The sequence below is a fragment of the Croceicoccus sp. Ery5 genome (assembly GCF_020985325.1).
Lineage (GTDB): Bacteria > Pseudomonadota > Alphaproteobacteria > Sphingomonadales > Sphingomonadaceae > Croceicoccus.
Genome location: NZ_CP087587.1, coordinates 2,039,609 through 2,064,436 on the forward strand (window position 1 = coordinate 2,039,609; position 24,828 = coordinate 2,064,436).

Sequence of the window (24,828 nt, forward strand, 5' to 3'; positions counted from 1 at the left end):
CTGCCACGCAGGCGGACTTGTTGGCCTGATCGGAAGCAGGACTAGCAAACACGTTAGGGAAAAATTAGCTATGCCCCCGCTAATAATTGTTCATGATATATGGAACGATGAACGAGCGCCGCAGCGCTAAATCCCGAGCGGTACAGCTTGGAAAACCGTTCTTTATGAAGGTTCCAAAGTCGGCTGCTGCATCGATATTGACCGGGATTGCGCTCGTCACGATTATCGCGAGCAGTCTGCAACCTGACATCGGCTTCGGCGCTTTCTTCTTGCTGATTTGCGCGTTCGGAGCGTGGTTTGTCGGTAACCGATTTGCCGCTCTCCTCGGAATATTCATCGCGCTTACTCAGGTATTTCTTGGCGAAGCTTTAGACCTCAATCATGGGCCGTTTCTGATGGCCTTGAAGTTCTGTAGTGCTCTTGCAGTCGTGTTGATGCTAGGCGTAGCTCGGGCCGCGCTCGAGATCGAATGGCATTTTGCTCGAATTGATCCATTAACTGGCGCGTATAACCGAAAGGCTTTTTTTGAGGCGGTAGAGAAGCAAAATGGTCTGGAAGAGTTATCCCTTCTAATCTTTGCCGACGTTGACGGATTGAAGAAGCTTAATGATCAGCTTGGTCACGAGGCGGGCGATCTGGCTTTATCGCACTTTTCCACGAAGGTCAGAAACTCCATTCGGTCGGATGATATATTCGCTCGGGTCGGTGGGGACGAATTTGTCATTTTCATGCGGGTACGCGATCTGGCAGCAGCTAATACAGTGGCTACAAGGCTCAATGCGACCTTGAACGAGTCCGTCTGCACCGAGATGTCCGAACTAAAATGCAGCCTTGGAGCGCTGATCTTGCCGTGTGGAACAAGTTCGATCGACGGGGAACTTAAGCAGGCAGATTCATTGATGTATCATGCGAAGCGAAACCGCTCCGGTTTGCTAATGGCCTTTTCTGTTCCAGGGGATCCGACGACATTGGTGCCTTTCGCCCCAACACTGAATGACTCAGGACATTTGCGCGTCCCTATCCGGTCTAAAGATCGGTCTGCCGACAACGAAGCGCGCAGCGGCAAAGCGAAAAATCCTCTTGCTGCTTGAGGGCATGGAACCTCGAGTTTTGCTCTTCGATTGATTGACTAGCTGGCTTCAAGCATCCTTCGTCAATATAAATGGACCACGGATGAAACATAGAGTTCAGGTTTCGTCAGCGGCCTCCAAGGGCATTTAACGTTTCGTTAGCCTTGGAAGTTTACCAAGACGAAATGTCAGAGTCGCACCAGGTTCCTTCCCGTCAGTTGGATCGTGTCGCAGTCAAAGCGCCATGCAATTATCGCATTGGCGCGGGGATTGCTTACCCCGCACATTTGGTCGACCTGACGGCTGAGGGAGCGCGTTTGGAAGGTATCTCTAGGGGACTCAATGTTGGAGACCGCCTGACAGTTCGCTTCGGTGGCCTGGCGCCGATCGACGCTAAGATCCAATGGGTAGAGCGGGGAAGAGAAGCTGGTGTCCGGTTTCTTCAACCCCTCTACCCCTCAGTCTATCTGCATGTTCTTGCGTCGATCCAGAATGGCAAGTTGCCGCAATTGGAAGTCGCCAAAGCTATTCCGCTGCGCGCCTGCTAGAACGTCTCCACAAGCTGAATTATCGCTTTTTCTGCGGGCAGATCGACCGCAGGGTCGCCTGGGGCAATTCCTCGGTCGCCAGAGAGGCTCAGCTAAGCCCGGCAAAATCACTACGAATTCTTGCCGCCCGAAGCCCTTTCCGAAAACCAGTCGTCCTCATCGTCGTCCTCATGCCAGCCCACACGACTTTCATCTGCCGGAGTCGCACCCAGCTTCGACAGGGTGGCGGAATAGACCTGAAGGTGATTGATGCCATCGATTCCGGCCTCGATCTTCGCCCGTAAGACGCAGGCCAGATGCACAATCGCGCGGTGCGACCGATGAAGCCATGGCAACTCTGCTTCAAACAGCACCCACGCTTCACGTTCAGCCGCATTTAACACATCCGGGGGTTCTCCCAGCGCCGACAGGTTCGGGGCGTTGCGTCCCGCATACCGGCCCGGATTTCGTGTAGCAGTGCCTGTGATGTGTGCCTTGCTGATCGGTGTTCGTACCATGGTGTAACTCATAGAATTCAACTGTGGATGCGTGCGAAAGGGTACGGGGTCGGTACCAAGGATGGACGGGGGTACTCTGACCCTCCCCCCCCTTGGGTCGATAGTCTCCTAGGTTGATTAGCCTCGCGCGCGCCCGCGCGCGGGACAATTCCTGTAATAGCGAAAACGTTGAGGTCCGGGGTCGGTACTATGCCAAACGCGCCGGAGGCGACCCTTCCCCCCGCCCCGAGTGGGGCTGCGCCGATGGAACGAAACGCAGCCCCGTGCCCAGACGCGGGCGGGCCGATCAGTGCAGGGCACCGGGGCAATGTATTGCCTCGCGCTGATCGGAAATGCGGCGACAAAAACCCGGATGATATCCGGACCTTGCCATTTCGCGTGCGGCCTCGGCCATAACGGGGCCGATGTTGCCGAAGAAAGACACGAAGGAATTCTCTGCCATGATTTCCGCTGTCGGTGCGCTGTGAGGTGCGCAGATGATCGCGGCCATGGTGGAGTGTTTCACCGGCACGATGCGGATGGCGAAGTTGTGGCTTCGCTCCAGATCAACGCCTGTTTCAGCCAAGACCAGCCCGCGCAGATCGCGCCATGCCTCGTCCTGCGTGATGTAAGAGGTACGGGGATGGCGAGCGTCAATGATGTCGACTTCCCGGCTCATGCTTTTCCCTCCAACCTTGCAACGCGCGCCTGAATTTCTGCGAGCGCCTTGTCTGTCGCATTTGCACCGGCAGTCAGCGCATCGTTGAGGATCATATGCGGCGTGCCCAGCGCCTTCAGATCACGCAGCCGTTCGGCATCGGCCTCAACCCTTGCAGCCGCCTTCAGCATTGCATCGGCAATGACACGGCCTCCGGTGTTCGCATTGGCTAGCGTGGCTACACCGCGCGGGACATCGCTCAAACGCACCACCCGGCCACCGGTGTTCGCCTTTTGCCTTAACGTCCGGTCATAGGACTTGATGCTGTCGATGGTCGCGGATTCGCAAGCGGGGACGCTGACCAAGCTCAGTTCGAGCAGGGACCATGATTTGAATCGATAGCCGCCGCTTGGCATAGGCTCAGCTTGGTGCGGCATGAAACCGATACTAACCGCTGCTCGTAACTTCTCGCGCACCATTTCCCAAGCATCGTCGCACATGCTCTTGAGCGCGCCCGCTTGAGAAATCTTGGCGATGCGGGCTGTGAAGCGAACGCCATCGCTTGATGGCTGCACGCTTTCGACAACGCCCACGGCGCGGGAATGGTCGTGGTCGAGCAAAAGGTTGATCGTGCCCTTGGCAGGCATTAGCCCCATCGGTTCCACGATGTCACCCGCACGGTCCACTTCAGGACGAGAAGCCCAGCCGGAAATCCGACGCTGCTCGCGGTCCAAATCCTTGACTGTCAGAAATGAATAGGCGCGATTCACGATGCGGCCCCTACATCTGCGTAGCTGACCGAAGGCCGCACAACTTCCCAGTTTACAAATTGGGTCGCCATGATCGCAGCGGCATTGATCTGGAACAGCGAAACCATGGCGGTGCCAGTGCCGGTGCTGGGATCCTGCACAAGGCTGCTATCGAGCATTTCGATGGTCGCTTCACGGCTGGTGCGCAGGTCGGTGGTGCCTGCGCCCATGGCGATGCCATCAGGATCGATCAGCGTCAGATAGTCGCCCGCCTGCTCGCTCGCGAAGGCGGGAATGCCGATTGCGTTGCCGCCGCGAACTCCGATGTTCGGAAGTTGGTTTGCATCGTAAAGGTTCGCCAGAGTGACCGGCGATGCGATCAGGACGGCGCGGCTCAGATCGCTGGGAAAATCAGCAATCAGATTCCGGACGGTCTGAGCAGACGAAGTGCCCGATGCAGTCGTGGCGGTAATGCCATTGCTGAGGGACGCAGGCATGACACCGGCCACGCCAGCGTTTGTCGGGTCAAGCAGGGTCTGATCGACAGCCGCCGCAACAGCGCCGGCCAAATCATTCCGGATCAGTAATTCAACCTGCGGATCGGCGCTATCGAGCATTTCATCGGTGACCACTGTCAGTGCACTGACCTTGCGCGAAGGCAAATTGTCTTCGGTGAATGCGCTGGCACTAAGCGATACCGGCTCTGCCTCGCCAATCCATGCCGCCGTGAAACCGCTATTGGCGCACACAAGGCGGGTTCGAAGCGGAACATTCCGCCAACCCGCGATGCGCCCGATAATCGACCGTTCGCGGACAGCCTCAAAAAACTCGGTAACTGCCGTCTCTTCATCCGCCAGCAGTTCGGCCCAGTTGCCCGATACGGTCGAACCCGCCGCTACGGCAGCCTTGTTGAAAGCCAGTTGCTCAACCCCGCCAGCATTTGCCACGCGAACGGCTAGGGATTGCTCGCCCCAGCGCTTCACGGCGATGTCGCGGGCTTCCGGTCCCATCGCAGCTGCCATTGCCATGCGGGTGAAGTCGATGCCCTTCAGAGTTGGGCGAACAGAAACAATACGTGACAAGTCGGGTCTCCTTTGAAACCCTATTACCGCTTTCCGCGTGCAATCCGTGTCACGCGTGACGTAAAGTTTTCATTCGCCCAAATAGTCAGCGCCCGATGCAACGCCGAAGCTACTTTGTCTTTATCGGTGATATCCCGATCAGCGATAAGTCCTGCTCCTTCCAGTTCATTGAGAACCTGTGCGTTGACTTCGACCGGATAGACCGCAAGGCCCATCGCTTCTCGGGTTCTGCGCCGCCTCTGTCTTTCGGCTGCCGTCCGGTCAGACATCGCAGTTGTCACGAACGATGCTGCCAATGTTACGGTTTATCTTGTCGAGGGGGCCAGATCGGTCCCATGTGGTCGGCCCAGCGGCCCGCAAGCCCCGACCCCCCATCAGAACACCGCCATCTCTTCCCACAGGTGAATGGCCTGCTGGGCAACTGCGTCCAGATCACCGCCGCCATATTCGTCGCTAATGTTGTAGAGCAGTTCCGAGAACATCGACCGCTCATTCTCTGCCATCAGATCAGCATTGCGCCCGATGGCGTTGAATGCAGCTTCGATCTTTGAAACCTGTGCGCCAAGCGGGAGCTTCGAGAGGTTGCTCGGCAGATACGGCCCTAGCGCCCACTCGGTAGCCACGGCTTTAGCCGTATCTTTTCCCCTGGCTGACCTTTCGGAGTGGAACCTGCCTGATGAGAAGATGCTATCCAAGACATCGTCATCATCTGAAAAATGCAAACCCGGCCCCTTAGGGGAATTTAGTTCATTCGATTTATCGAAATCTAGTTCCTCTCTTAGAGAACTATAGTGTCGGTCGTTTTCCTTAGAGAAACCGCCATTCTTGGCATTGGCGTGGTCACCTATTTCGGGATCGTCAGGGGCGCTTTCGCCACCTATCTCGGCACGATAGGTTGCCAACTGGTCACCTGATTGGGTGGCGGGTTGGTCACCTTGTTCACCGCCATAGACGACGCGCAGCGTAAAGCGCCGCTTGTCAATCAGTTGCGGTTCGCGGGCGACATAGCCCCAACTGATGAGGTTGCTGAGACACTTGCTGAAGCGAGTGACATCAGTGCCGACATCAGCGGCCAGTGTCTCACGCTTAGCATAGCAGCCGCCGCCTTTGCCTTTCAGGCCGGACATGCCGTCCCGCAGCGCTATGGCTGCGAGACAGCGGAGGTCCAGGGCGGTAGGCCTAGGGTCGGCTATCGCCTGCATTGGCAGGGTCGTGAAGATGCGCTTTTTGGCCATCGGCGCACCTCAATAGCCATCGTCAGGCTCGCGCCCGTCATGCTCGCACCCGCCCGGATCGGCCACGGGACAGCCCGCGCCGTAGTCGCCACCGGTATTGTGGACGCAGAAGTCGTCCTCGCCCATCGATCCATCGCGCTCGTCGCCGTTGGCTTCGGGTGCATCTGCGATTTCACAGCCCGGGCCGAAGTCGATTTCAGAGGGCATAGGCGTGAAGTCGTCCCCCACTGCGTTTGTCTCTTCGTCCGGGTCGCCATCGATCCGGTCGAGCGATGCCAGCAAGGCTACCGCCATTGCGCCTGTCACGCGCTGCATGGCGGTTATCGTTTCCATCATTGCTTCAAGCTGGTCACGGGGCAGCGGCACTGCGCTGTTGCTGAACTGGTGAATGCTCATTGCGCCGTCTCCCGATAGGAACCGGACAACGCCGCGAATTCATCTTGGCACTTTACGGATTCTTCGCGGCAGGCATCGACCAGATCGGCCAAGCCTTCGATTGCGTCTGCACTGCTTTCTGAAACGCATTGCGAGCAGGCAAGGAGGCGCATCAGGCGTTCGATGCGGCAAAGGCGGTTCGTCAGTTCTTCGAAGCGAAGGACCGCGCCCCAGATGTCGCTGCTAGGGTCTTTCTTAACAGTGTTCATTTTCCGCCTCCCGTTTCGTCGTGAATCGCCCAGCGATGAACGAGACGCAGCCCGCCAGCGTAACCGCGCGCCCTGCGATACTCGTTGAAAATCATCGGGGGATGGTTCGGCAGGGAAGGCGAAACGGTCACCAAATAGGTGCCGTCTGCACCCTTACCGATTACGACATGGCGGTCGACAATGACTGGTATTTTCTGTTGAATTGAGGTAATGCTGAAAGCATCCCTGCCAGAGGATATCCCAGCCCCTGCGCCCAACCCGGCGCGGGGGTTTTTGCTGTCCATCAGACCGCCTCCCCTCGCTCAGCAATGCGCTCGGCAGCCCATGCTTCGTAGTCGGTTTCGGGCCAGCCGTTCGTGCGAGACGATACTTTGACCGGCTTGGGGAATGTCCCGGCGCTAATCTGTTCGTAGAGGGTCGAGCGAGACATGCCGGTCCGGTTCAGGACCTCGCTCAAGCGAAGAAATTTCGTCATTGGTGCCGCTCCGTATTGTTTCGGACGGCCCTCTACTTATGCGGATAAATCCCGCCGTTCCTTCCTATTCAAAGGGGGAAGTTATTTTGAATATGGCGCGCCTGCTTGTGCGCGGCATCTGCACTAGATGGTCGCTTTGCCTCGTCATCGGGCCACAAGGTCCGCTTTATCTCGGTTGGCCCTGCGCCGCATTCCTTCGCATCCAGAACTCGTAGATACTCGGGCCAGCGATGCCTGCCGTTTTTCATGTTGGTGTCGCGTAGGACCTTGCCCTTAAGGTGCGCCTGCCGAATTTCGAGATACTGTTTCGCCCGATCAAGTTGCGGTTGCAGCGGCAAGTTTAAGTCGAAGTTGAACCGATAGTGGCCTGCCTCTTGCGCTAGTTCCTCCTTCTTGTTCCGCCATCCAACGGCGGCGCGGCTTATAGGGTTGTCTAGATCATCGAAGATATGAGACGGCTCCGGTTCCATGCCGTAGTTCGTCGGATGGCAAACCTGAATGATCGTCCATTCAGGGTATGTCTTGCTCGGGTCCAACAGGCGCGACATTTGGAACTTTACCCGTGATACGTCCACGTCAGGGGCGGCGCGCAAGCCATCGACCGTGATGCTACGCTTTGCCCCATCCCATAGCTCCCGATAATCGGAACGGCGGCGCGTGAACTCCCACCACCATTCTAATGTCGTTAGGTCGTCCGGCGCAGGATAGGCGCTTGCATCCTGCCAGCTCAGCAGGCCCCATTTTTCCGCCGCGTTCATGCCCGTTCCAACTTTATGACGTTGGTTTCATCAGTGCCCCGCACGATCCGGTCCAGTTCGTTCGCCCATGCTTCCAATGCGGCCCGTTTCTCGTCCTTCCAATCATGGCGCTGATAAACGCCAGCGATGCCGCCCCGCGCGCCCGAAACGTGATTTAGAACCGCCTCTGTAACCTCATATCGGACCCCTAGACGTTGCAGTCCGGTCGCGACGGTTCGCCGTATGTCATGCAAGGTCCAGTGCGGCCCGCCCTCGCGATCTAGTACCTTATTCAGCTTCTCGCGAAACCGTGCCTGCGCCTTGCTGAAACCGCTAGGGCCGCGATCAGCCTGCCCCGCCTTCGTCCGCGTCGGGAATAGCTTTCCGCTGCCCTCGACCTCGGGGACCGCCTCGACAACGGCTTTCGCGACGGCAGGCAGGGGGACGAAATGCACAACGTCATTCTTCGCCCGATCCGCCGGTATCGTCCATTCGTTCGCTTTCAGATCGAACTCGTCACGATCCGCGCTGAAAACCTCGTCACGCCGCGCGCCGGTCAGCATCAGCAATTTTAGGCCCGGTCCCCATGGGTTCGCTTCGTCCTCGGCCACCGCCCACAAGGCTTTCAGTTCAGCCTCGGTTAGCACACGATCGCGCGCTTTCGGTCTCGGCGGTCGCCCTGCATCGCGGCAGGGGTTCGCTTCCAGCTTGTCGAGCCTCGGCATGGCCCAAGTATAGAACGCCGATAGCTGGGCATGGACCGCGCGGGCCATCGTAGGGGCGGTCGCCGCGATGTTGTCGATCAGTTCGGTTATCTCGCCCCGCGTCACGGTATCAGCGAAGCGGTCGCCCAGTTCGGGCATGACATACCCATCCATGATGCGCTTGATCTCGCTATGGGATCGCAGGTCTTTCTTGCTGTCGAGATAGGTGGGGATCAACTGGCGGAAGGTCCCGCCCTTGGCCCGTGCGCGCTTCGCAGGGGGCGGTGCGCCCTTCCCTGCCTCCAGGTCGTTTAGATAGATCCGCGCCTTGCGCCGTGCCTCGGCCAGCCCGAACCGGGGGCCATAGGTGCCAAGGGTCAGGTTATGGACCTTCGCACCCTGCCGCTTGCGCAGGACAAAGGTTTTCGTGCCCTTACTCGATACCCGGACCCGCAGGCCCTGCACCTTGTCGTCAGGAACCTCGATACGCCCCGATGCAGGCGGTTTGATCCTTTCACCTTGGTATCGGTCAGGCCGATGTTACCCGCGCTTGCCATCTGTTACCCCGCTTTCATGGGAATTTCATGGGCTCGCTGAATTGTTCAGCGGTTCCACGAATTTCCGGGCAACGTGTCACCCCGGATAACAGGATGGTGCAAATACTATCGGATGGCGCCGGATGATGCCGGACTATGAACCATTGAAAAACAAGGATTTATGGATGAAATCGGACCCTGCCGGATGCCTTGCCCTATAACTCTTAATCAGCGGGTCCTAGGTTCGAGCCCTAGTGCGTCCACCACCCTCCTCTCTTTATTAGGCAAAGTTCGGCAGGGCTGGCAGACGGTTGCCGAGCGCGCGATACGCATGCCATGCGCATGAAAAAAGGGGCCGGATTGCACCACCCCCTCTTTATCGGCAATTGGCAGAAATTCACATGCCCGAACCGGGACCATAGGTGATTTCTACACGGCGGTTCTGCGGTTCGCGCACACCATCGGCCGTTTCGACCCGCAGCTGGTTTTCACCAAAGCCATGGGTTGTGATCTCACCCGCCGGAATATTGCGGGCCGTCAGATAATCGCTGACAGCCTTGGCGCGCTTTTCCGAAAGGCGGACGTTATAGCCCGACGGTCCCGAACGGTCGGCGTGGCCTGCCACCATAATCGGCACGCTATCGCAATCCGCATAGGATGCGACCGCGCTATCCAGAATACCGGCAGCCTCGGCAGCGATCTTCGACGAATCCCAATCAAAGAACACGATGTAGGGGCCCGTATTGCAAACCACTTGCGGCGCGGGCGGTGGCGGTGGGGGCGGCGGAGGCGGTGCCGGCGGAGGCGGCGGCGGTTCCGGCGTCCAGAAATTATAGGTAAGCGAACCCATCAAGGAATGGGTGCGCAAATCGACTTCATAGCCATCGTCGAATGCGCCAGCATCGGATGTTTCGATCCCGTCATGCCGGAGATAGCGGTATATGAAACCCGCATCCCAATTATCGGTCAGTGGCGCGCGGATGCCCGCGATCAGCTGCCATGCGAAGCCGGTGTCGGAGTCCGAGAAATAGACCGTGTCGCCGGGCATATGCACTTGGTGCGTGCGACGCCTGCGCCGCCGCCCAAAAAGCCCTGCAGCCCCTCGTCACGGCCGAAATCGACCATGCCGTTGACCATGAAGGACAGTGTCGTGAAATCTATCGACGCTTCGTCGTCCTCGAACTCGCCGTTACGGGTGGTCCCGCCGTCGTCATTCGCACCCTTGTACGCCGCTTCGGTTTCAAGGCGGAAAGCGCCGAAGTCGTAACCGGCGTCAACATCGAAGTCGTACCCGATACCCCATTCGATTTCACCCGCAGGACCGACGCTGTCCAGATCGACGTCGCTCGTCTCTGGCTGCATCAAGCCGCCATCGGCGCCGATATAAAAACTGCCCTCTCGCGCTTGTGCAGCCGTCGACAACATCGACGTAGCCGCCAGCCCGATTAAAATGCGACTTTTCAATGCGTTTCCCCCGAGATTCCGTATTGAGCAAAGCACATGTAATATTAATGCTCCCAGAAAGTTACAATCTAGAGTAATTAATTTCCAAAACACCCTAAGGGCTTTGGAATTAACTATAATCTCCGGATTTCTCCCGATTGCAAGGCTTTACCGCAACCGCACCTTAATTGGCCGCGAAATCCGACAGCCTTGTGACAGTGAGTAGCACGCGGGTCATTTCTGGAGGCAGAACGGGCAATTCGATGCAAAATGGCCCGGAACTATTTCCGTGAATTCAGGAACATGCGTCTTCATATGTTCGTCGTGCGGAACCGGGCTGCGCGGCCAGAAATTGCACCCCGACGGCGGGTTCAGCGGGCTTGGCGGGTCACCTTCCAGCACGATCCGGCTGCGGGTGCGCTCCAGCCTTGGATCGGGCATCGGGATCGCGCTCATCAATGCGCGGGTGTAAATATGGAGCGGATTGTCGACGATCTCTTCGGCACTACCCAATTCGATAATCTTGCCCAAATACATCACCGCGATCCGATCGGCGATATAGCGGACTACGGACAGATCGTGACTGATGAAGATCATCGTCAGCCCCATCCGTTTCGTCAGATCTTTAAGCAGGTTCAAAATCTGCGACTGGATCGACACGTCGAGCGCGGATACAGGCTCGTCCGCGATGATCAGCTTTGGTTCGGGCGCCAGAGCGCGGGCGATGGCGACGCGCTGGCGCTGCCCGCCCGAAAACTCGTGCGGATAGCGGCGCATCTGTGCCGGATTCATGCCGACCGTGCGCATCAGTTCGCCCACACGGGCGCGCAATGCGTCACCCTTCAGCTCGGGATGGCGCGTCCGCACTGCTTCTGCCAGCGTATCCAGCACCGTCATGCGCGGATTGAGCGACGCATAGGGATCCTGGAAGATCATCTGGAAATCGATCCGCGCCGCCCGCAATTCACGGTCCGACAAGGCGCTGATTTCGCGTCCTTCCAGAAAGACGCTGCCCGAAGTGGGGCGGATCAATTGCATGATCGTGCGGCCCAGGGTCGATTTGCCGCAGCCGGATTCGCCGACCAGGCCAAGGATCTCACCCTCGTGGATTGTGAGCGAGATACCGTCGACGGCCTTCACCACCCCTTTGCTGGTACGGCTGAACGGCTTGTTGCCCAGATCGAAATGGGTCTTCACATCTTTCAGGACGAGGAAATCGCTCATGCCGCGCCCTCCCCTTCGGCTGCGGTTTCGATGCTCGCAAGATCGCCGGCGTCATGCTGCGGCAAGACACTCTCGATCGGAGCGCTGCTATCGCAAAAGCGGCAATCGGCGAAACAATGGCCATCGCCCTTGTTGACCAGCTGCGGGCGCGCGCCTTCGGGCACGGCAAGCTTGGGATAGGGGCAACGCGGGAAGAAGGCGCAGCCCTTGATGTCCTTTGACACGTCCGGCGGCAATCCGGGGATGGTGTAAAGCTGCGCACCCTTGGTCTGGAGCGACGGGATCGTCTTTTGCAGGGCGCGGGTATAGGGATGGATCGGGTCGTAAAAGACCTGTTCGGCGGTGCCGCTTTCCATCAACTTGCCGCCATACATCACGTTCACCTTGTCGCAGGTGCCCGCCACCACGCCCAGATCGTGTGTGACAAGGATCACGGCCGTGCCGAGCCGTTCCTGCCGTTCCTTGATGATGTCGAGGATTTGTGCCTGTACCGTCACGTCGAGGGCGGTGGTCGGCTCGTCCGCGATCAGCAGGTCCGGTTCGGTAATCAGCGCCATGGCGATCATCACGCGCTGGCGCATGCCGCCTGAAAACTCGTGCGGATATTGGGTCACGCGCTGCGCTGCGCCCGGAATGCCCACCTCTTCCAAGGCGGCGATCGCCTTGTGAAGCGCGGCCTTCTTGTCGATATCCTGATGAATCTGCAGCGCCTCGATCAATTGCGTGCTGATCCGCAGATAGGGATTGAGCGAGGTCATCGGATCCTGAAAGATCATGCTGATCCGGTTGCCGCGCACCTTGCGAAGCTGCTTCGGCGTCATCTGCAACAGGTCCTGCCCGTCGAAAAACGCCGTCCCGCTTTCGATCCGGCCCGGCGGTTCGGGGATCAGCTTCATCAGCGAATAGCAGGTGACCGATTTGCCCGATCCGGATTCGCCCACGATGCCCAGCGTCTCGCCGCGATCCAGCGTAAACGATACGCCATCGACCGCGCGCACCACACCGCCGCGGGTGTAAAACGATGTGCGCAGGTCGGAAACTTCGAGAAGTGCCATCAGATCAGTCCTTCGCGCTCTTGGGATCGAGCGCGTCGCGCAGTCCGTCGCCCAGGAAATTCAGGCAGAACAGCGTCAGCGCAAAGAAAAATGCAGGGAACATCAGCATCCACGGGAAGATTTCCATGTTCTGCTGCCCCTCGTTAATTAGCACGCCCCACGATGCATTGGGCGGCTGGATGCCAAGGCCAAGGAAGGACAGAAACGCCTCCAGCAGCATGACGGCGGGCACCGTCAGCGTGGCGACCACGATCACGGGGCCAAGCACATTGGGGATCAGGTGCCGCACGATGATGCGCATATGCGAAAAGCCGAGCGAATTGGCAGCCTCGACAAATTCCTGCTTCTTCAGGCTGATCACGCCCGAACGCACGATACGCGCCGTGGTCAGCCATTCGATGCAACCGATGGCGACGAAAATCAGCCACAGCGAACGCCCGAAAGCGACCATCAGCAGGATGACGAAGATCGTGAACGGCAGCGCATAGAGCAGATCGACGAAGCGCATCATCGCGCTATCGACCTTGCCGCCCAGATAGCCTGCGACCGCGCCATACATCACGCCGATCAACAATGCGACCAGCGTGGCGACCAGCCCGACGAGCAGCGAAATCCGCCCGCCTTCCATCACGCGCACCATCAGGTCGCGGCCCAGCGTGTCGGTACCGAACCAGTGATCCGCCGACGGGCCCACCGCGCCGAGGAACAGATCCTGCGTCTGGCTGTCATAGGGCGAAAGCCATGGCCCGACCACGCAGAACAGGGTTATGAAGATAAAGATGAACAGGCTGGTTACCGCCAGCCGGTTGCGTTTCAGCCGGTGCCATGCATCGCGCCAGAGGGAGGAGCCCTCCTCCAGCTCTTCGGCGGCAATCTCGCTCGCCTCGGTCGGCGGCGGGACGGGTTCGTTGGCCAGTACGGCGGTTTCGGAATGATCGCTCATAAATTATACCCAGCGCCTATTCGTATTTCAGTCGCGGATTGAGCGCGACCTGAACGATGTCGACCAGAAGGTTCATCACCACGATCAGCGCCGCAAAAAGGACCGTAAGCCCGAGGATCAGAAAGTCGTCGCGGTTGAGCGCGCCCTTCACGAACCATTGCCCCAGCCCCGGGATCTGGAAGATCGTTTCAACGACGAAACTGCCCGAGATGATTCCGGCCAGCGCTGGGCCGAGGAAGGTGATGGCAGGGATCAGCCCGCCCTTGAGGCAGTGTTTGAAGACGATGGTCGTTTCCGACACGCCCTTGGCGCGGGCGGTCCGCACCCAGTCCTGATTGAGCATTTCGAGCATGCCGCCACGCGTCAGCCGCGCGAAATAGGCCGCGTAATACAGGCCCAGCGTCAGTGCGGGCAGGATCACATATTCGGGCCCGAACCAGCCCGCGACCGGCAGCACTTCGAAAATCAGGCCGAATACCAGCGCCAGCAGCGGCCCCATGACAAAGGTCGGCAGGCAGATACCCGCCATCGACACCGACATCGGCACATAATCCAGCCAGCTGTTCTGACGGACCGCCGCCAGAATGCCGACCGGGATGCCAAGAAACAGCGCCAGCCCCAGCGAGATCGATCCCAGCTTCAGCGATACCGGAAAGCTTTCGGCAATGATCGCGGTCACCGACCGGTTGGCATAGACCGCGCTCGGCCCGAATTCGCCGCGCAGCGCATTGGTGACCGACGTCACGAAACGCTCGCCCACCGGCTTGTCATAGCCGTAAAATGCCTCGATCTGGGCAAGGATCTCGGGGCGGATGGCGCGTTCGGTGCTGAACGGGCTGCCGGGCGTTGCCGCCACAAGGAAAAAGGTGACCGCATAGATGGCAAGGAGCACCAACAGCCCCTGAACCAGCCGGACGGCGACAAAGCGGAACATTTCTCTGCTCTCCCTATACGCTTTTCGGGCGGGCTTATTCGGCGGCGGGCGCCGCAGGGGCCTTTAGCGACACATATTTCAGCGGATGATTGTCCAGCGCCTTGGGGTGCCAGCCTTCGATCAGCGGGCTTTTCAGATAGGTGCGGGTATACCAATAGATCGGGATGATCGGCATATCCTCCATCAGAACCTCTTCGGCATCGTGGAGCAGCTTCAGACGCTGGTCATCGGTTTTCGCGGTGCGGGCCTGATTGATCAGGCCGTCGTAACGCGGGTTGCTCCAGCCGGTATCGTTATTGCCGTTGCCGGTTGTGAAGATATCGAGGAACGTATTGGGATAGGCGTAATCGGCGATCCAGCCCGCGCGGACAAGGTCGTAATCCAGATTGCTCTGGCTATCGAGATAGACCTTCCACTCCTGGTTATAGATGCCGATATTGACGCCCAGTTCCTTGCGCCACATCGCCTGCAACGCTTCGGCAATCTTGCGATGCGCTTCATTCGTGTTGATCAGGATTTCGACGTCGGGAAAGCCCTTGCCACCCGGATAGCCGGCCTCTGCCAGCAATTGCCGCGCCAGATCGGGCTGGAACTGCGCCGCGGTCGACGCATCAAAGCCCACCATGCCGGGCGGGGTGAAGCCGGTGGCGGGAATCTGCCCGCCCTTGGTCACCTTGTCCACCAGCAGCTTCTTGTCGATCGAATAGGCCAATGCCTTGCGCACGCGCACATCGTCGAATGGCTTGCGGGTGACATTGATGCGATAGAAATAGCTGCCCAGATAGGGCTCGATCATCATCTCGCCGGGCATTTTTTCAAGGAAGACGGGAATCTTGTCGGGCGTGACCGTATTGGTCAGATGCAGACGCCCGCCGCGGAACATGGTTTCTTCGGTGGTCACATTCTCGACCGGATAGAAATCCACGCCGTTCAGCTTGACCCTGTCGGCGTCCCAGTAATTCGGGTTCTTGCGCACCTTGATGATCTGGTTCGTAACCCAGTCGTCCAGCACGAACGGCCCGTTGCCGACATAATTCTCCAGCGTCGACCATCCGCTTTGCCGGTTGGCCATTCCACCGTTTTCCTCGACCGCGCGGGGGTTTACGGGGAACCAGCTGTAATGTTTCAGCATGTTGAGGAAGAATGGCGCCGACCCTTCCAGCGTGACGACCAGCGTCTTGTCGTCCACCGCCTTGACCCCGACGGTCGAGAAATCGGTCGTCTTGCCCTGATGGAATGCCTCCGCCCCTTTCAGGATATAGAGCATTTCCGCATATTCGGCGCCCAGTTCGGGCGTCAGCATCCGGTGCCAGCTATAGACGAAATCGCTGGCCCGCACCGGATCGCCATTGGTCCATTGCGCATCGCGCAAATGGAAGGTCCACACCGAATAATCATCGTTGCTTTCCCAGCTTTCGGCCATGCCGGGCTCGGGCTGAAGATCGTCGGTCGGATGATAGGCAATCAGACCCTCCAGCAGGGCTGAGATGATCTTGTTCTCGGGCACGCCGGTGACCAGATGCGGGTCGAGGCCTTTCGGCTCGCTGCCATTGCCGAACAGCAGGATACCGTCGCGCGCGGCCTGATCGGTATATCGCTCACCCGAACCGCAGGCCGCCAGCAGACCGGCGGAAAACATCAGCGACAAGGCGGCGAAGGCGCGGCGGGTGAGCCCCGCGGCGGATTGGGAGCGGGGGGGCATCCGGCAAGCAGTCCTCTCGGCACGAAATTCCGTATTCATCGCGCGACGATGGCAGAGCAAAGGGCGCGCCGCAATGGTGCAGCGCGCCCCGAACCGGTTTCATTTGCAATTTTCCGGCGCAAAACGCCTTATTGGCATCCCCGATCCAATCCGCGCCGGCTCTCTCCAATGGCGGCGCAGAAAGTCTTTCAAATCAGCAAGCGGCGACGCGCGGGCCGGTCTTGCGATAGGCTGGCAGATCGTCGAGCAATTCCTGCGGATCGTCGCTGAGGATCATGTTGCGATGCGCGATATGCAGCAGGCGATCGAACACCGCCGGATGCAGCCCCTGTTCGAACTGCACGCCCGCCTCGACACCCTTGCGCAGCCAGATGACGCGCCCTTCGACAGGACCGACATTGCCGAATTGCAGATAGATGGTATCGCCCCGTTGCAGGGTGACGGGAATGCACTCTACCGCGCACCCCTCGCTGGTCAGATTGCGAACGATCGAAATCCGCGCCAGGCAGCCTGCGGCCCGCAGACGGCACTGCGCCACGAACTCGTGCCGCTCAAGCATCCGAAACTGATCTTTCGTGTTCGACATTCCCAGACCTCTTTGCTGCAAATGCTGGCCGAATTGCCCGCCCCCGCGGACGCATCGGCCTTACCGTTGTTAACGGGGCCCCGTTTGGCGGGACCGCCCCTGCATGAATAAAATGTCACCCCTGCCCCCAGCGGGTGACTGGCGCCTGTTTGACCGCGCCAGCCCGAATCTTCAATTTCGGTAACCTTGTTTCTTAAGCACTTGTCGCCCGCTGTATCGCGGCGGCACAGGTGACAGCAAAGCGGTAAACGCGCTTGCCGAAGGGCGCATCGGGAACTGGCGCGCACGCTCCCTCGTTATCCGCCCGACGGGACAGGTAATTGAGGATGTACTATGGACACCGTCAATCCACTGGTCTGGCTTGCCATCGCGGGCGCGGTCATCGCTGTCCTGCTGATCTGGTATTTCATCGCGCGCAGCCGCACCAACCGGCTACGCCAGCGATTCGGTGACGAATATGACCGTACGGTCGCAACCACAGGCAGCACCGGCAAGGCCGAGCACGATCTGGAAGACCGACAGCGCCGCGTGGCCGCGTTCGACATTCGCCCGCTGACTGCGAAAGAACACGACCGCTTTGCCGCGGAATGGACCGAGGTAAAAAGCATCTTCGTCAACAGCCCTGCCGAGGCCGTACTGCATGCGGACCGCAGCATTGGCGCGCTGATGCAGGCGCGCGGCTTTCCGGTGGCGGATTTCGACCAGCGCCATGCCGATTTGACGGTCGATTATCCCGATGTCGCCCGCCATTACCGCGAGGGTCATGACATCGCGATGCGCCAGGGCCGCGACCCCAGCGGTACCGAAGTCGCGACAGAGGATCTGCGCCAGGCCATGATCCACTATGAGGTGCTGTTCAACGTGCTGATCCGCGAGGTCTCGAAACCGACCACGCAACGCGAGCGGGAGGTTGAACCGGCGGTTTGACGGCTCAATAGCCGGTGTAACGCCCGGGGCGATGAAAGGCGATGAGTACCGCGCTCATCGCCACCACGCTCAGCACCGACCACGCCGCCAGTTCGGGCGGGCGCGTCGTAATGGCGGCAAGGATGATCACACCGTCGAGCGCAAAGGTCAGCCAGCCGACGCTCCATCCCTTTTTGCGGTTGAGCCAGACCGATACGATCGTCACCCCGCCTACGCCCGAACGGTGGCGCAGCATGGCCATCACCCCTGCCCCGGCGGCGGTTCCGCCTGCGATGGCGGCAAAGGCCGGATGCACATCGCTGATATCGAGGGATATGCGCGTGAGGGCGGCAGTCAGCGACACGGCGGCGACCGCGCAGACGGTTTTCACGAAGAACCCGCGCCCCATCGCGCTCCATGCCAGCACCAGAAACGGTACGTTGAGCGACCAGAACCAGAAATCCACCGTCATCCCGAAAAGATAGCTGAACAGAAGCGCCACGCCGCCCATACCTGCCGTGACGATCCCGCTGGCCTTCATGATCACCAGACCCAACGACATCAGCAATGCGCCGCTCAACAGGCCATAGACATCCTCGGCCAGACTATGGGCCCTAGGTTCGGGAAATTCGGGTTCGATGGGGCCGCTGCGCTCGGCGGCCTTGCTGCTGGTCATCACGGGGGTCCTTCCTCTCCGCGCCCGCTAGACGAGAGGGTTGCATATCTCAACCCGTGCCATCGAGCGTAAAATTCGTTAGGCGCTGTCCCCATGGACAAATGGCAATTCTGGATCGACCGCGGCGGGACCTTTACCGATGTGGTGGCCATCGCCCCCGATGGCACGTTGCAACGCAGCAAGCTGCTGTCCGACGACCCGGCACGCGCCGAAGATGCCGCGATCCACGCGATCCGGACCATCACGGCGACGCCCGAAGGGCCATTGCCGCCATGCGAGTTGCGGATCGGCACCACGGTCGCCACCAATGCCCTGCTGGAACGCAAAGGCGCGCGGGTGGCGCTGGCGATCACGGCGGGGTTCGAGGATGCGCTGCGGATCGGATCGCAGGAACGCCCCGACCTGTTCGCCCGTCAGATCGTGCTTCCCGAACCGATCTATGACCGCGTGATCGGGATCGACGAACGCGTGCTGGCCGATGGCACGGTCGAACGCGCCCTGGACAAGGCACAGGCCCGCGCGGCGCTGGAACAGGCCAGAGCCGATGGCATCGATGCCATCGCGATCTGCCTGATGCACGGTTATCGCTATCATGCGCATGAAGAGGCGCTGGTCCGGATCGCGCGCGAAGCGGGTTTCACGCAAATCTCGGTCAGTCACGCGCTGGCACCTCTCATCAAGCTGGTATCGCGCGGGGATACTTGCGTGCTCGACGCTTATGTTTCGCCGCCATTGCGGGCCTATACCTCCACCGTGGCGCGGGGACTGGGCCACGCAGGCGATGCATTGTTCATGCAATCGAACGGCGGGTTGACCGCGCGCGAGCAGTTTCACGGGAAGGATGCGATCCTTTCGGGACCGGCGGGCGGCATCGTCGGCATGGCCGCCACGGCGGAAGAAGCGGGCTTTCCCGCCGTTGTCGGCTTCGACATGGGCGGAACATCGACCGATGTGTCGTGGTATTCGGGCCAATATGAACGTGACAGCGAAACGCGGCTGGAGGGCGTGCGGATCGCTGCCCCGATGATGCGCATTCATACGGTCGCATCGGGCGGCGGTTCGATCTGCCGGTTCGAGGCGGGGCGGTTCCATGTCGGGCCCGAATCGGCAGGCGCGTTCCCCGGCCCGGCCTGCTATCGCAATGGCGGGCCGCTGACGGTGACCGATTGCAATCTGGCGCTGGGCAAATTGCAGGCAAGCCATTTTCCGACCGTGTTCGGGTCGGAGGGCAATCTCCCCCCCGATCGCGACATCGTGATGGCCAAGCTGGCGTCACTTTGCGCACAAATCGCGTCCGAAACGGGGCGTAAGTTGTCACCCCTCGACGCTGCAGAAGGCTTTATCGCCATCGCGGTGCAGGACATGGCGCAAGCGATCAAGGCAATCTCGATCAGGCGCGGTCATGACATCGGCGGCGCCGCGCTGGCCGCTTTCGGCGGAGCGGGCGGCCAGCACGCGTGCCTTGTTGCCGAGGCATTGGGGGTGGATGTCGTGCAGTGCCATCCGCTGGCCAGCGTGCTTTCCGCCTATGGCATGGGTCTGGCCGACCGCCGCGCCATGCGCGAGGCGAGCATGGCCGTGGAACTGACTGCGCATAATGAGGCCGAGATCACGGAACAGGCCGGTATTCTGGCGCGGGAAGCCTGCAGCGAACTGGCCGATCAGGGCATCGAGAGCGCCGGAATTACGGTCGAGCACAGCTTGCAACTGCGGCCTGCCGGAACCGAAAACACGCTGGAAATCCCCCTCCTCTCGTTGAACGAAATGAAAACCCGCTTCCGCTCCGGTTGGCGCGAGCGGTTCGGTTTCGAGCCCGAGGGCGCGATCATGGTCGCCACCGCACGCGTGGAGGCGATCCATCGCTCGCAGCGGCGTGACGGGCCGCCCCTGCCCTTGCCCGACCGGTCCGCCGATCCTGCCGCGACGGTGGAAAGCCATCTGGCCGGTCAAACCCGCCGCATTCCGCTTTTCCGCCGTGCCGGTCTGGCTGCCGGTTTTACCGCGACCGGCCCCGCTCTGGTGGTCGACGATGTCTCGACCATCGTGGTCGAACCGGGCTGGAGCCTGACGGTCGACACCATTGGCAATCTGATCCTGCGCCGGACCGGCAATGTCACCAGACAGGCCGCCTCCACCGCGCGCGATCCCGTCCGAACCGCCATCATGGGCGCGCTTTTCATGGGCATTGCCGAGGAAATGGGCGCAGCGCTGCAGGCCAGCGCCAGCTCGGTCAATATACGGGAACGGCTCGATTTTTCCTGCGCCATATTCGACCGTCAGGGGAATCTGATCGCCAATGCGCCGCATATGCCGGTGCACCTGGGCTCTATGGGCGAAAGCGTTCGTACTGTGGCACGGCGGCGCGGCGCGGATGGGCGCGGCATTCGCAAGGGCGATGCCTATGCGCTTAATGCCCCGTATGACGGCGGCACCCATCTGCCCGATATAACTGTCGTGCTGCCTGTCTTTGCCGATGGCGACGACAGCGCGCCCGCGTGGTGGGCTGCGGCGCGCGGGCACCATGCGGACATTGGCGGCATCGCGCCGGGCTCCATGCCCGCATCCAGCACCAGCGTCGAAGACGAAGGCATATTGCTGGATAATGTGCTGCTGGTCGACGAAGGGCGTTTTCAGGAGGCGGACATGCGCGGCCTGCTGGGCGCCGGCACGCATCCGGCGCGCGATCCCGACCGCAACATTGCCGATCTGAAAGCCCAGCTCGCCGCCTGTATCAAGGGAGCGAGCGAGCTGAACCGGCTGGCCAAAGCGCAATCGCGCGCCGTGGTCGATGCCTATATGGGCCATGTCATGGCGCAGGCGGAAGAAGCCGTTCGCGTCTTGCTGGGCAGGCTGCACGATGGTGCATTCGCCTATGAAATGGATGACGAATCGGTCATCCGGCTGGCCGTCACCATCGACCGCGCCAAGGGCGAGGCTGTGTTCGATTTCACCGGCACCAGCCCCCAGCATGCAGGGAATTTCAATGCGCCGCTGCCGATCGTGAGGGCCGCCGTCCTTTACGCGATCCGCACCATGATCGACGGCGATGTGCCGATGAACGAAGGGTGCCTTGCGCCGGTCCGGCTGGTCGTGCCCGAAGGGTCGATGCTGAACCCGCAATCGCCTGCTGCCGTGGTCGCAGGCAATGTCGAAACCAGCCAGGTCGTCACCGACACGATTTTCGGCGCTTTGGGCGCAATGGCGGGCGCGCAGGGGACGATGAACAATCTCACCTTCGGGAACGAGAATTACCAGTATTACGAGACGATTGCTGGCGGATCGGGCGCTGGCCCGCTGCCCGATGGCGGATTTAACGGGGCCGACGCGGTGCAGACACACATGACCAATTCACGCCTGACCGATCCCGAAATACTGGAAAGCCGCTTTCCCGTGGTGCTGGAAGAATTCGCGATCCGGCGCGGTTCCGGCGGCGAAGGGCAGTGGCGCGGCGGTGACGGCATCGTGCGGCGCATAATTTTCCGCGAACCGATGGAGGCGGGCATATTGTCGAACCGCCGCCGCGTACCGCCCTTTGGACTGGACGGCGGCAAGGACGGGGCGACTGGCGAGAATATCGTGATCCATGCCGACGGTACGCGCGAGAAGCTGGCCGCCTGCGCGTCCGTTACCATGCAGCCGGGCGACGCGATCGAGATCCGCACACCCGGCGGCGGCGGGTATGGCAAGGCGCAATAGGGTTACTGGCGGAACAGCCGGCACTGTCCCGCATTAACCGGGGCGGGCCTGCATTAACCGGGGCGGGCCTGCATTAACGGGGGCGAGTTTGCCAATCAGCCACTGAATGTGGCAGCAATGGACGGGCATGGAAGAACAGGCAGTTGTCATCGCACTGGTCGGGGTGCTGGGAATTGGCGCGCAATGGGTTGCGTGGCGTACGGGCTGGCCCGCGATCGTTTTGATGCTGATCGCCGGTTTTCTGGCTGGCCCGATCCTTGGCATCATCGATCCGCATCACGCTTTCGGAGAGATGCTGGAGCCGATGATATCGATCGGCGTGGCGCTGATCCTGTTCGAAGGCGGGCTCAGCCTCGATTTCCGGGAACTCAGGCGAACGGGCGGCGCGGTCTGGCGGCTGGTTGTGTTCGGCGTGCCGGTCGCGTGGGTCGCGGGATCGCTGGCCTGTTATTATATCGCGGGGCTTGTCTGGCCGGTCGCCATCCTGTTTGCGGGCATTCTGGTCGTCACGGGGCCAACGGTGGTGCTGCCCCTGCTGCGCCAGTCCAGCGTGGCACAGCGGCCTGCCGCCATTCTGAAATGGGAAGCAATCGTCAACGATCCGTTCGGCGCGATGTGCGCGGTGCTCGCCTATGAGTATTTCCGTGCGTCGGCCGATGGCGCGACCCTGTTCGATGTGGTCCCCGCCCTCGTCTTCGCCTCGCTGGCTGCGGCCGTATTGGGCTATGCCGCCGCATGGGCCATCGCGTGGAGCTTTCCGCGCGGGCTGGTGCCCGAATATCTGAAGGCGCCCGTCCTGCTGGTCGTCGTGGTCGGGCTGTTCGTGATATCCAACCTGATCCAGCAGGAAACCGGCCTTGTCGCCGTGACTTTGATGGGTGTCGCGCTTGCCAATATGAATGTGGATTCGCTGCGCGACATTCACCCGTTCAAACAGAATATCGCGGTCATCCTTGTGTCGGGCATTTTCATCCTGCTGTCGGCGCAGCTGGATTACGATACTCTGCGGCTTTTGGAATGGCAGTTTACGCTGTTCCTGCTGGCAATCCTGTTTCTGGTGCGGCCCGCGACTGTCCTTATCAGCCTTGCCTTTTCCAAGGTGCCCTGGAACGAGCGTATTTTTCTCGCCTGGATTGCGCCGCGCGGTATCGTGGCGGTGGCGATTTCGGGCCTGTTTGCGCTGCGCCTGTCCGATCTCGGCTATGACGACGGCACCATATTGATCAGCCTTTCCTTCGCGGTCTGCGTCGCCACCATCGTGGCGCATGGCTTTACCATGGCGCCCGTCGCGCGCTGGCTGGGCGTGACCGGATCAACCACGCCGGGACTGCTGCTGGTCGGCGCAACGCCATGGTCGATTTCTCTGGCACGGGAACTGGCCGATCTGGAGGTGCCGGTGACGCTGGCCGATACCAGCTGGTGGCGCCTGTCGCGTGCGCGGCAACAGGGGCTGGACACGTATCACGGCGAAATATTGGCCGAAGCGACCGAGCATTCGCTCGACCTGACGCAATATCAGGTGTTGGTCGCGGCGACCGAGAACGAGGCCTATAACGCCCTTGTCTGCAACGAGTTCGCACCCGAAATCGGGCGCGATGCAGTGTATCAGCTGGGCGAGGCCAGCCATCACGACGATCCGCGCGCCCTGCCCCCGTCGATCCGCGGACGATCCCTGTTCGAATCGGGCGTGGGGATGGAGGATATGCACCAGCGGCAGGCGCAGGGATGGGAATTCCGCAAGACGCGCCTGTCCGACCAGTTCGGTTTTGACCGCGCGCGCGATGCGCTGCCCGACGACGCGGATTTCGTGCTGGTGCTCAAGAAAGACGGTAAGCTGCGATTCTTCACGCACGCGTCGCGCCCAACGCCGGGGCCCGGCGATGTCATCATATCCTATTCGCCGCCTGTCGATCCGGTTACCGAAAAGGTGCACGCCAAGCGCGAAAAGCGGGCGAAGGCGCAGGCCAAGGCCGAACAGGCGAATGCGCCGCAACCAGCCTTGACCAACGAGAACGGAGAAAAGAACGGGCCCGAAAGCCCGTCGGGAGAGGAGCCCAGTCCAGCATGAGCACCGTCGAGACCATCAAATCCGGCCGCACCATCGCGCCGATCCTTGCCCTGACGGTCGCGGCTCTCGCTTTGGCCGGCTGCAATCAGCCGCAAGCGCCCGAGCCCGAGCCGGAAGAACCCGAAACAGCGGTCGAGGCGATCGTCGAACAGCCGGATGAGGATGGTGCGAACACATCGATCCTGAGGACCGACATGGATGCCCGCCCGATTGCCGATCCGCCGCTCGAACCGTTGGAAATGACCGTTCCGTTCGGTGATGGCGGCACTGCTCTTAACGATGATGCCAAAGCGGTGGTGGCCAGCATTATCGAGAGCGAGCAGTTCGCCAAGGGCGGTGCAATAACCCTGAGAGGCCATACCGATTCCAGCGGCTATGACGAGGCCAATCTGCGCGCATCGAAAAGGCGGGCGCAGGCGGTTTCAAAAGTGCTTCAAGAGGCCGGAGCAAATGTTGATAATATAACGATTATTGCGATGGGCGAACAAAATCCCATCGCACCCAATGCGCTGCCGGATGGCGAGCCGGACGAGGCCGGGCGGGCAAAGAACCGCAGGGTCGAAGTTGTCATTGCCCCGCCTCCGCAAGAGATAAGCGAAGAGGCCGAGGGCGAGACAGACTTGCCCGCGCAAGAGCCGGTTGATGCGGCGGGACGTTAGGCAAAAGCGGCAAGCAATCGGA

At 60.5% G+C, this 24,828-nt stretch carries 27 protein-coding genes; 6 read left to right on the forward strand and 21 right to left on the reverse strand.

Annotated elements, in window-relative coordinates:
* Positions 1-107: 107 nt before the first annotated feature.
* Positions 108-1,091 (forward strand): GGDEF domain-containing protein, encoded by a 984-nt coding sequence (locus LOZ74_RS09620; protein WP_230291020.1) that lies wholly within the window; start codon positions 108-110, stop codon positions 1,089-1,091.
* A 164-nt stretch (positions 1,092-1,255) separates the two neighbouring features.
* Positions 1,256-1,618 carry a PilZ domain-containing protein gene (locus LOZ74_RS09625; RefSeq protein ID WP_230293858.1) on the forward strand — a complete coding sequence of 121 codons (363 nt, stop codon included), beginning with the start codon at positions 1,256-1,258 and terminating at the stop codon, positions 1,616-1,618.
* Positions 1,619-1,728: 110 nt separating this feature from the next.
* On the opposite strand, the gene LOZ74_RS09630 is transcribed toward LOZ74_RS09625, so the two are convergent.
* The 20 genes from LOZ74_RS09630 to LOZ74_RS09720 all read right to left on the reverse strand — a co-directional run bounded on the left by LOZ74_RS09630 (position 1,729) and on the right by LOZ74_RS09720 (position 16,801).
* Positions 1,729-2,127: a hypothetical protein gene (locus LOZ74_RS09630; RefSeq protein WP_230291021.1), complete on the reverse strand. Its 399-nt coding sequence runs from the start codon at positions 2,125-2,127 to the stop codon at positions 1,729-1,731.
* A 274-nt stretch (positions 2,128-2,401) separates the two neighbouring features.
* Entirely contained in the window at positions 2,402-2,773 is a 372-nt protein-coding gene (locus tag LOZ74_RS09635; RefSeq protein WP_230291022.1) for a hypothetical protein, read from the reverse strand.
* Entirely contained in the window at positions 2,770-3,522 is a 753-nt protein-coding gene (locus tag LOZ74_RS09640; RefSeq protein WP_230291023.1) for an HK97 family phage prohead protease, read from the reverse strand. The genes LOZ74_RS09635 and LOZ74_RS09640 overlap by 4 nt, the downstream gene beginning before the upstream one ends.
* Positions 3,519-4,583 carry a phage major capsid protein gene (locus tag LOZ74_RS09645; RefSeq protein WP_230291024.1) on the reverse strand — a complete coding sequence of 355 codons (1,065 nt, stop codon included), beginning with the start codon at positions 4,581-4,583 and terminating at the stop codon, positions 3,519-3,521. The genes LOZ74_RS09640 and LOZ74_RS09645 overlap by 4 nt, the downstream gene beginning before the upstream one ends.
* Positions 4,584-4,606: 23 nt before the next feature.
* A complete protein-coding gene (locus LOZ74_RS09650; protein ID WP_230291025.1) occupies positions 4,607-4,798 on the reverse strand; it encodes a hypothetical protein in 192 nt (63 codons plus the stop codon).
* 159 nt (positions 4,799-4,957) lie between these two features.
* Positions 4,958-5,710, reverse strand: coding sequence for a hypothetical protein (locus LOZ74_RS09655; protein WP_230291026.1), 753 nt, complete (start codon positions 5,708-5,710; stop codon positions 4,958-4,960).
* A 117-nt stretch (positions 5,711-5,827) separates the two neighbouring features.
* Positions 5,828-6,214: a hypothetical protein gene (locus LOZ74_RS09660; protein WP_230291027.1), complete on the reverse strand. Its 387-nt coding sequence runs from the start codon at positions 6,212-6,214 to the stop codon at positions 5,828-5,830.
* The gene (locus LOZ74_RS09665; RefSeq protein ID WP_230280721.1) at positions 6,211-6,462 is read right to left on the reverse strand and encodes a hypothetical protein; all 252 of its coding nucleotides are present in this window, start codon (positions 6,460-6,462) and stop codon (positions 6,211-6,213) included. The genes LOZ74_RS09660 and LOZ74_RS09665 overlap by 4 nt, the downstream gene beginning before the upstream one ends.
* Positions 6,459-6,746, reverse strand: coding sequence for a hypothetical protein (locus LOZ74_RS09670; protein ID WP_230291028.1), 288 nt, complete (start codon positions 6,744-6,746; stop codon positions 6,459-6,461). The genes LOZ74_RS09665 and LOZ74_RS09670 overlap by 4 nt, the downstream gene beginning before the upstream one ends.
* Positions 6,746-6,937, reverse strand: a complete 192-nt coding sequence (locus LOZ74_RS09675) for an AlpA family transcriptional regulator (protein ID WP_230291029.1) — start codon at positions 6,935-6,937, stop codon at positions 6,746-6,748. The genes LOZ74_RS09670 and LOZ74_RS09675 overlap by 1 nt, the downstream gene beginning before the upstream one ends.
* A 68-nt stretch (positions 6,938-7,005) precedes the next feature.
* Positions 7,006-7,695, reverse strand: coding sequence for a hypothetical protein (locus LOZ74_RS09680; RefSeq protein ID WP_230291030.1), 690 nt, complete (start codon positions 7,693-7,695; stop codon positions 7,006-7,008).
* Positions 7,692-8,843, reverse strand: coding sequence for a site-specific integrase (locus tag LOZ74_RS09685; RefSeq protein ID WP_230291031.1), 1,152 nt, complete (start codon positions 8,841-8,843; stop codon positions 7,692-7,694). Before LOZ74_RS09685 ends, LOZ74_RS09680 begins: the two co-directional genes overlap by 4 nt.
* Positions 8,844-9,311: 468 nt before the next feature.
* The gene (locus LOZ74_RS18325) at positions 9,312-9,962 is read right to left on the reverse strand and encodes an OmpA family protein (protein WP_370638909.1); all 651 of its coding nucleotides are present in this window, start codon (positions 9,960-9,962) and stop codon (positions 9,312-9,314) included.
* Positions 9,905-10,378, reverse strand: a complete 474-nt coding sequence (locus tag LOZ74_RS18330; protein ID WP_370638817.1) for an outer membrane beta-barrel protein — start codon at positions 10,376-10,378, stop codon at positions 9,905-9,907. The genes LOZ74_RS18325 and LOZ74_RS18330 overlap by 58 nt, the downstream gene beginning before the upstream one ends.
* A gap of 213 nt (positions 10,379-10,591) precedes the next feature.
* Positions 10,592-11,581 (reverse strand): ABC transporter ATP-binding protein, encoded by a 990-nt coding sequence (locus tag LOZ74_RS09695; RefSeq protein WP_230291032.1) that lies wholly within the window; start codon positions 11,579-11,581, stop codon positions 10,592-10,594.
* A complete protein-coding gene (locus LOZ74_RS09700) occupies positions 11,578-12,636 on the reverse strand; it encodes an ABC transporter ATP-binding protein (protein WP_230291033.1) in 1,059 nt (352 codons plus the stop codon). The genes LOZ74_RS09695 and LOZ74_RS09700 overlap by 4 nt, the downstream gene beginning before the upstream one ends.
* Before the next feature lie 4 nt (positions 12,637-12,640).
* Positions 12,641-13,579 (reverse strand): ABC transporter permease, encoded by a 939-nt coding sequence (locus tag LOZ74_RS09705; RefSeq protein WP_230281023.1) that lies wholly within the window; start codon positions 13,577-13,579, stop codon positions 12,641-12,643.
* A 16-nt stretch (positions 13,580-13,595) separates the two neighbouring features.
* Positions 13,596-14,513 carry an ABC transporter permease gene (locus LOZ74_RS09710; RefSeq protein ID WP_230291034.1) on the reverse strand — a complete coding sequence of 306 codons (918 nt, stop codon included), beginning with the start codon at positions 14,511-14,513 and terminating at the stop codon, positions 13,596-13,598.
* Positions 14,514-14,547: 34 nt separating this feature from the next.
* Positions 14,548-16,215, reverse strand: coding sequence for an ABC transporter substrate-binding protein (locus tag LOZ74_RS09715; protein ID WP_230291035.1), 1,668 nt, complete (start codon positions 16,213-16,215; stop codon positions 14,548-14,550).
* 193 nt (positions 16,216-16,408) lie between these two features.
* Positions 16,409-16,801 (reverse strand): hypothetical protein, encoded by a 393-nt coding sequence (locus LOZ74_RS09720; protein ID WP_230291036.1) that lies wholly within the window; start codon positions 16,799-16,801, stop codon positions 16,409-16,411.
* Between the two features lie 333 nt (positions 16,802-17,134).
* Here LOZ74_RS09720 and LOZ74_RS09725 point away from each other — a divergent pair, with 333 nt between their 5' ends.
* A complete protein-coding gene (locus LOZ74_RS09725; RefSeq protein ID WP_230291037.1) occupies positions 17,135-17,728 on the forward strand; it encodes a hypothetical protein in 594 nt (197 codons plus the stop codon).
* A 4-nt stretch (positions 17,729-17,732) separates the two neighbouring features.
* Here the strand turns inward: LOZ74_RS09725 and LOZ74_RS09730 are convergent, their stop codons facing one another.
* Positions 17,733-18,383, reverse strand: a complete 651-nt coding sequence (locus tag LOZ74_RS09730; RefSeq protein WP_230291038.1) for a YitT family protein — start codon at positions 18,381-18,383, stop codon at positions 17,733-17,735.
* Positions 18,384-18,476: 93 nt separating this feature from the next.
* On the opposite strand from LOZ74_RS09730, the gene LOZ74_RS09735 reads away from it, so the two are divergent.
* From LOZ74_RS09735 to LOZ74_RS09745, 3 genes are all read left to right on the forward strand, one after another.
* A complete protein-coding gene (locus LOZ74_RS09735; protein WP_230291039.1) occupies positions 18,477-22,079 on the forward strand; it encodes a hydantoinase B/oxoprolinase family protein in 3,603 nt (1,200 codons plus the stop codon).
* 127 nt (positions 22,080-22,206) lie between these two features.
* Positions 22,207-24,147 (forward strand): sodium:proton antiporter, encoded by a 1,941-nt coding sequence (locus tag LOZ74_RS09740; protein WP_230291040.1) that lies wholly within the window; start codon positions 22,207-22,209, stop codon positions 24,145-24,147.
* Complete coding sequence (locus tag LOZ74_RS09745; RefSeq protein WP_230291041.1) at positions 24,144-24,806, forward strand: OmpA family protein; 663 nt, start codon at positions 24,144-24,146, stop codon at positions 24,804-24,806. The genes LOZ74_RS09740 and LOZ74_RS09745 overlap by 4 nt, the downstream gene beginning before the upstream one ends.
* Positions 24,807-24,828: the final 22 nt, after the last annotated feature.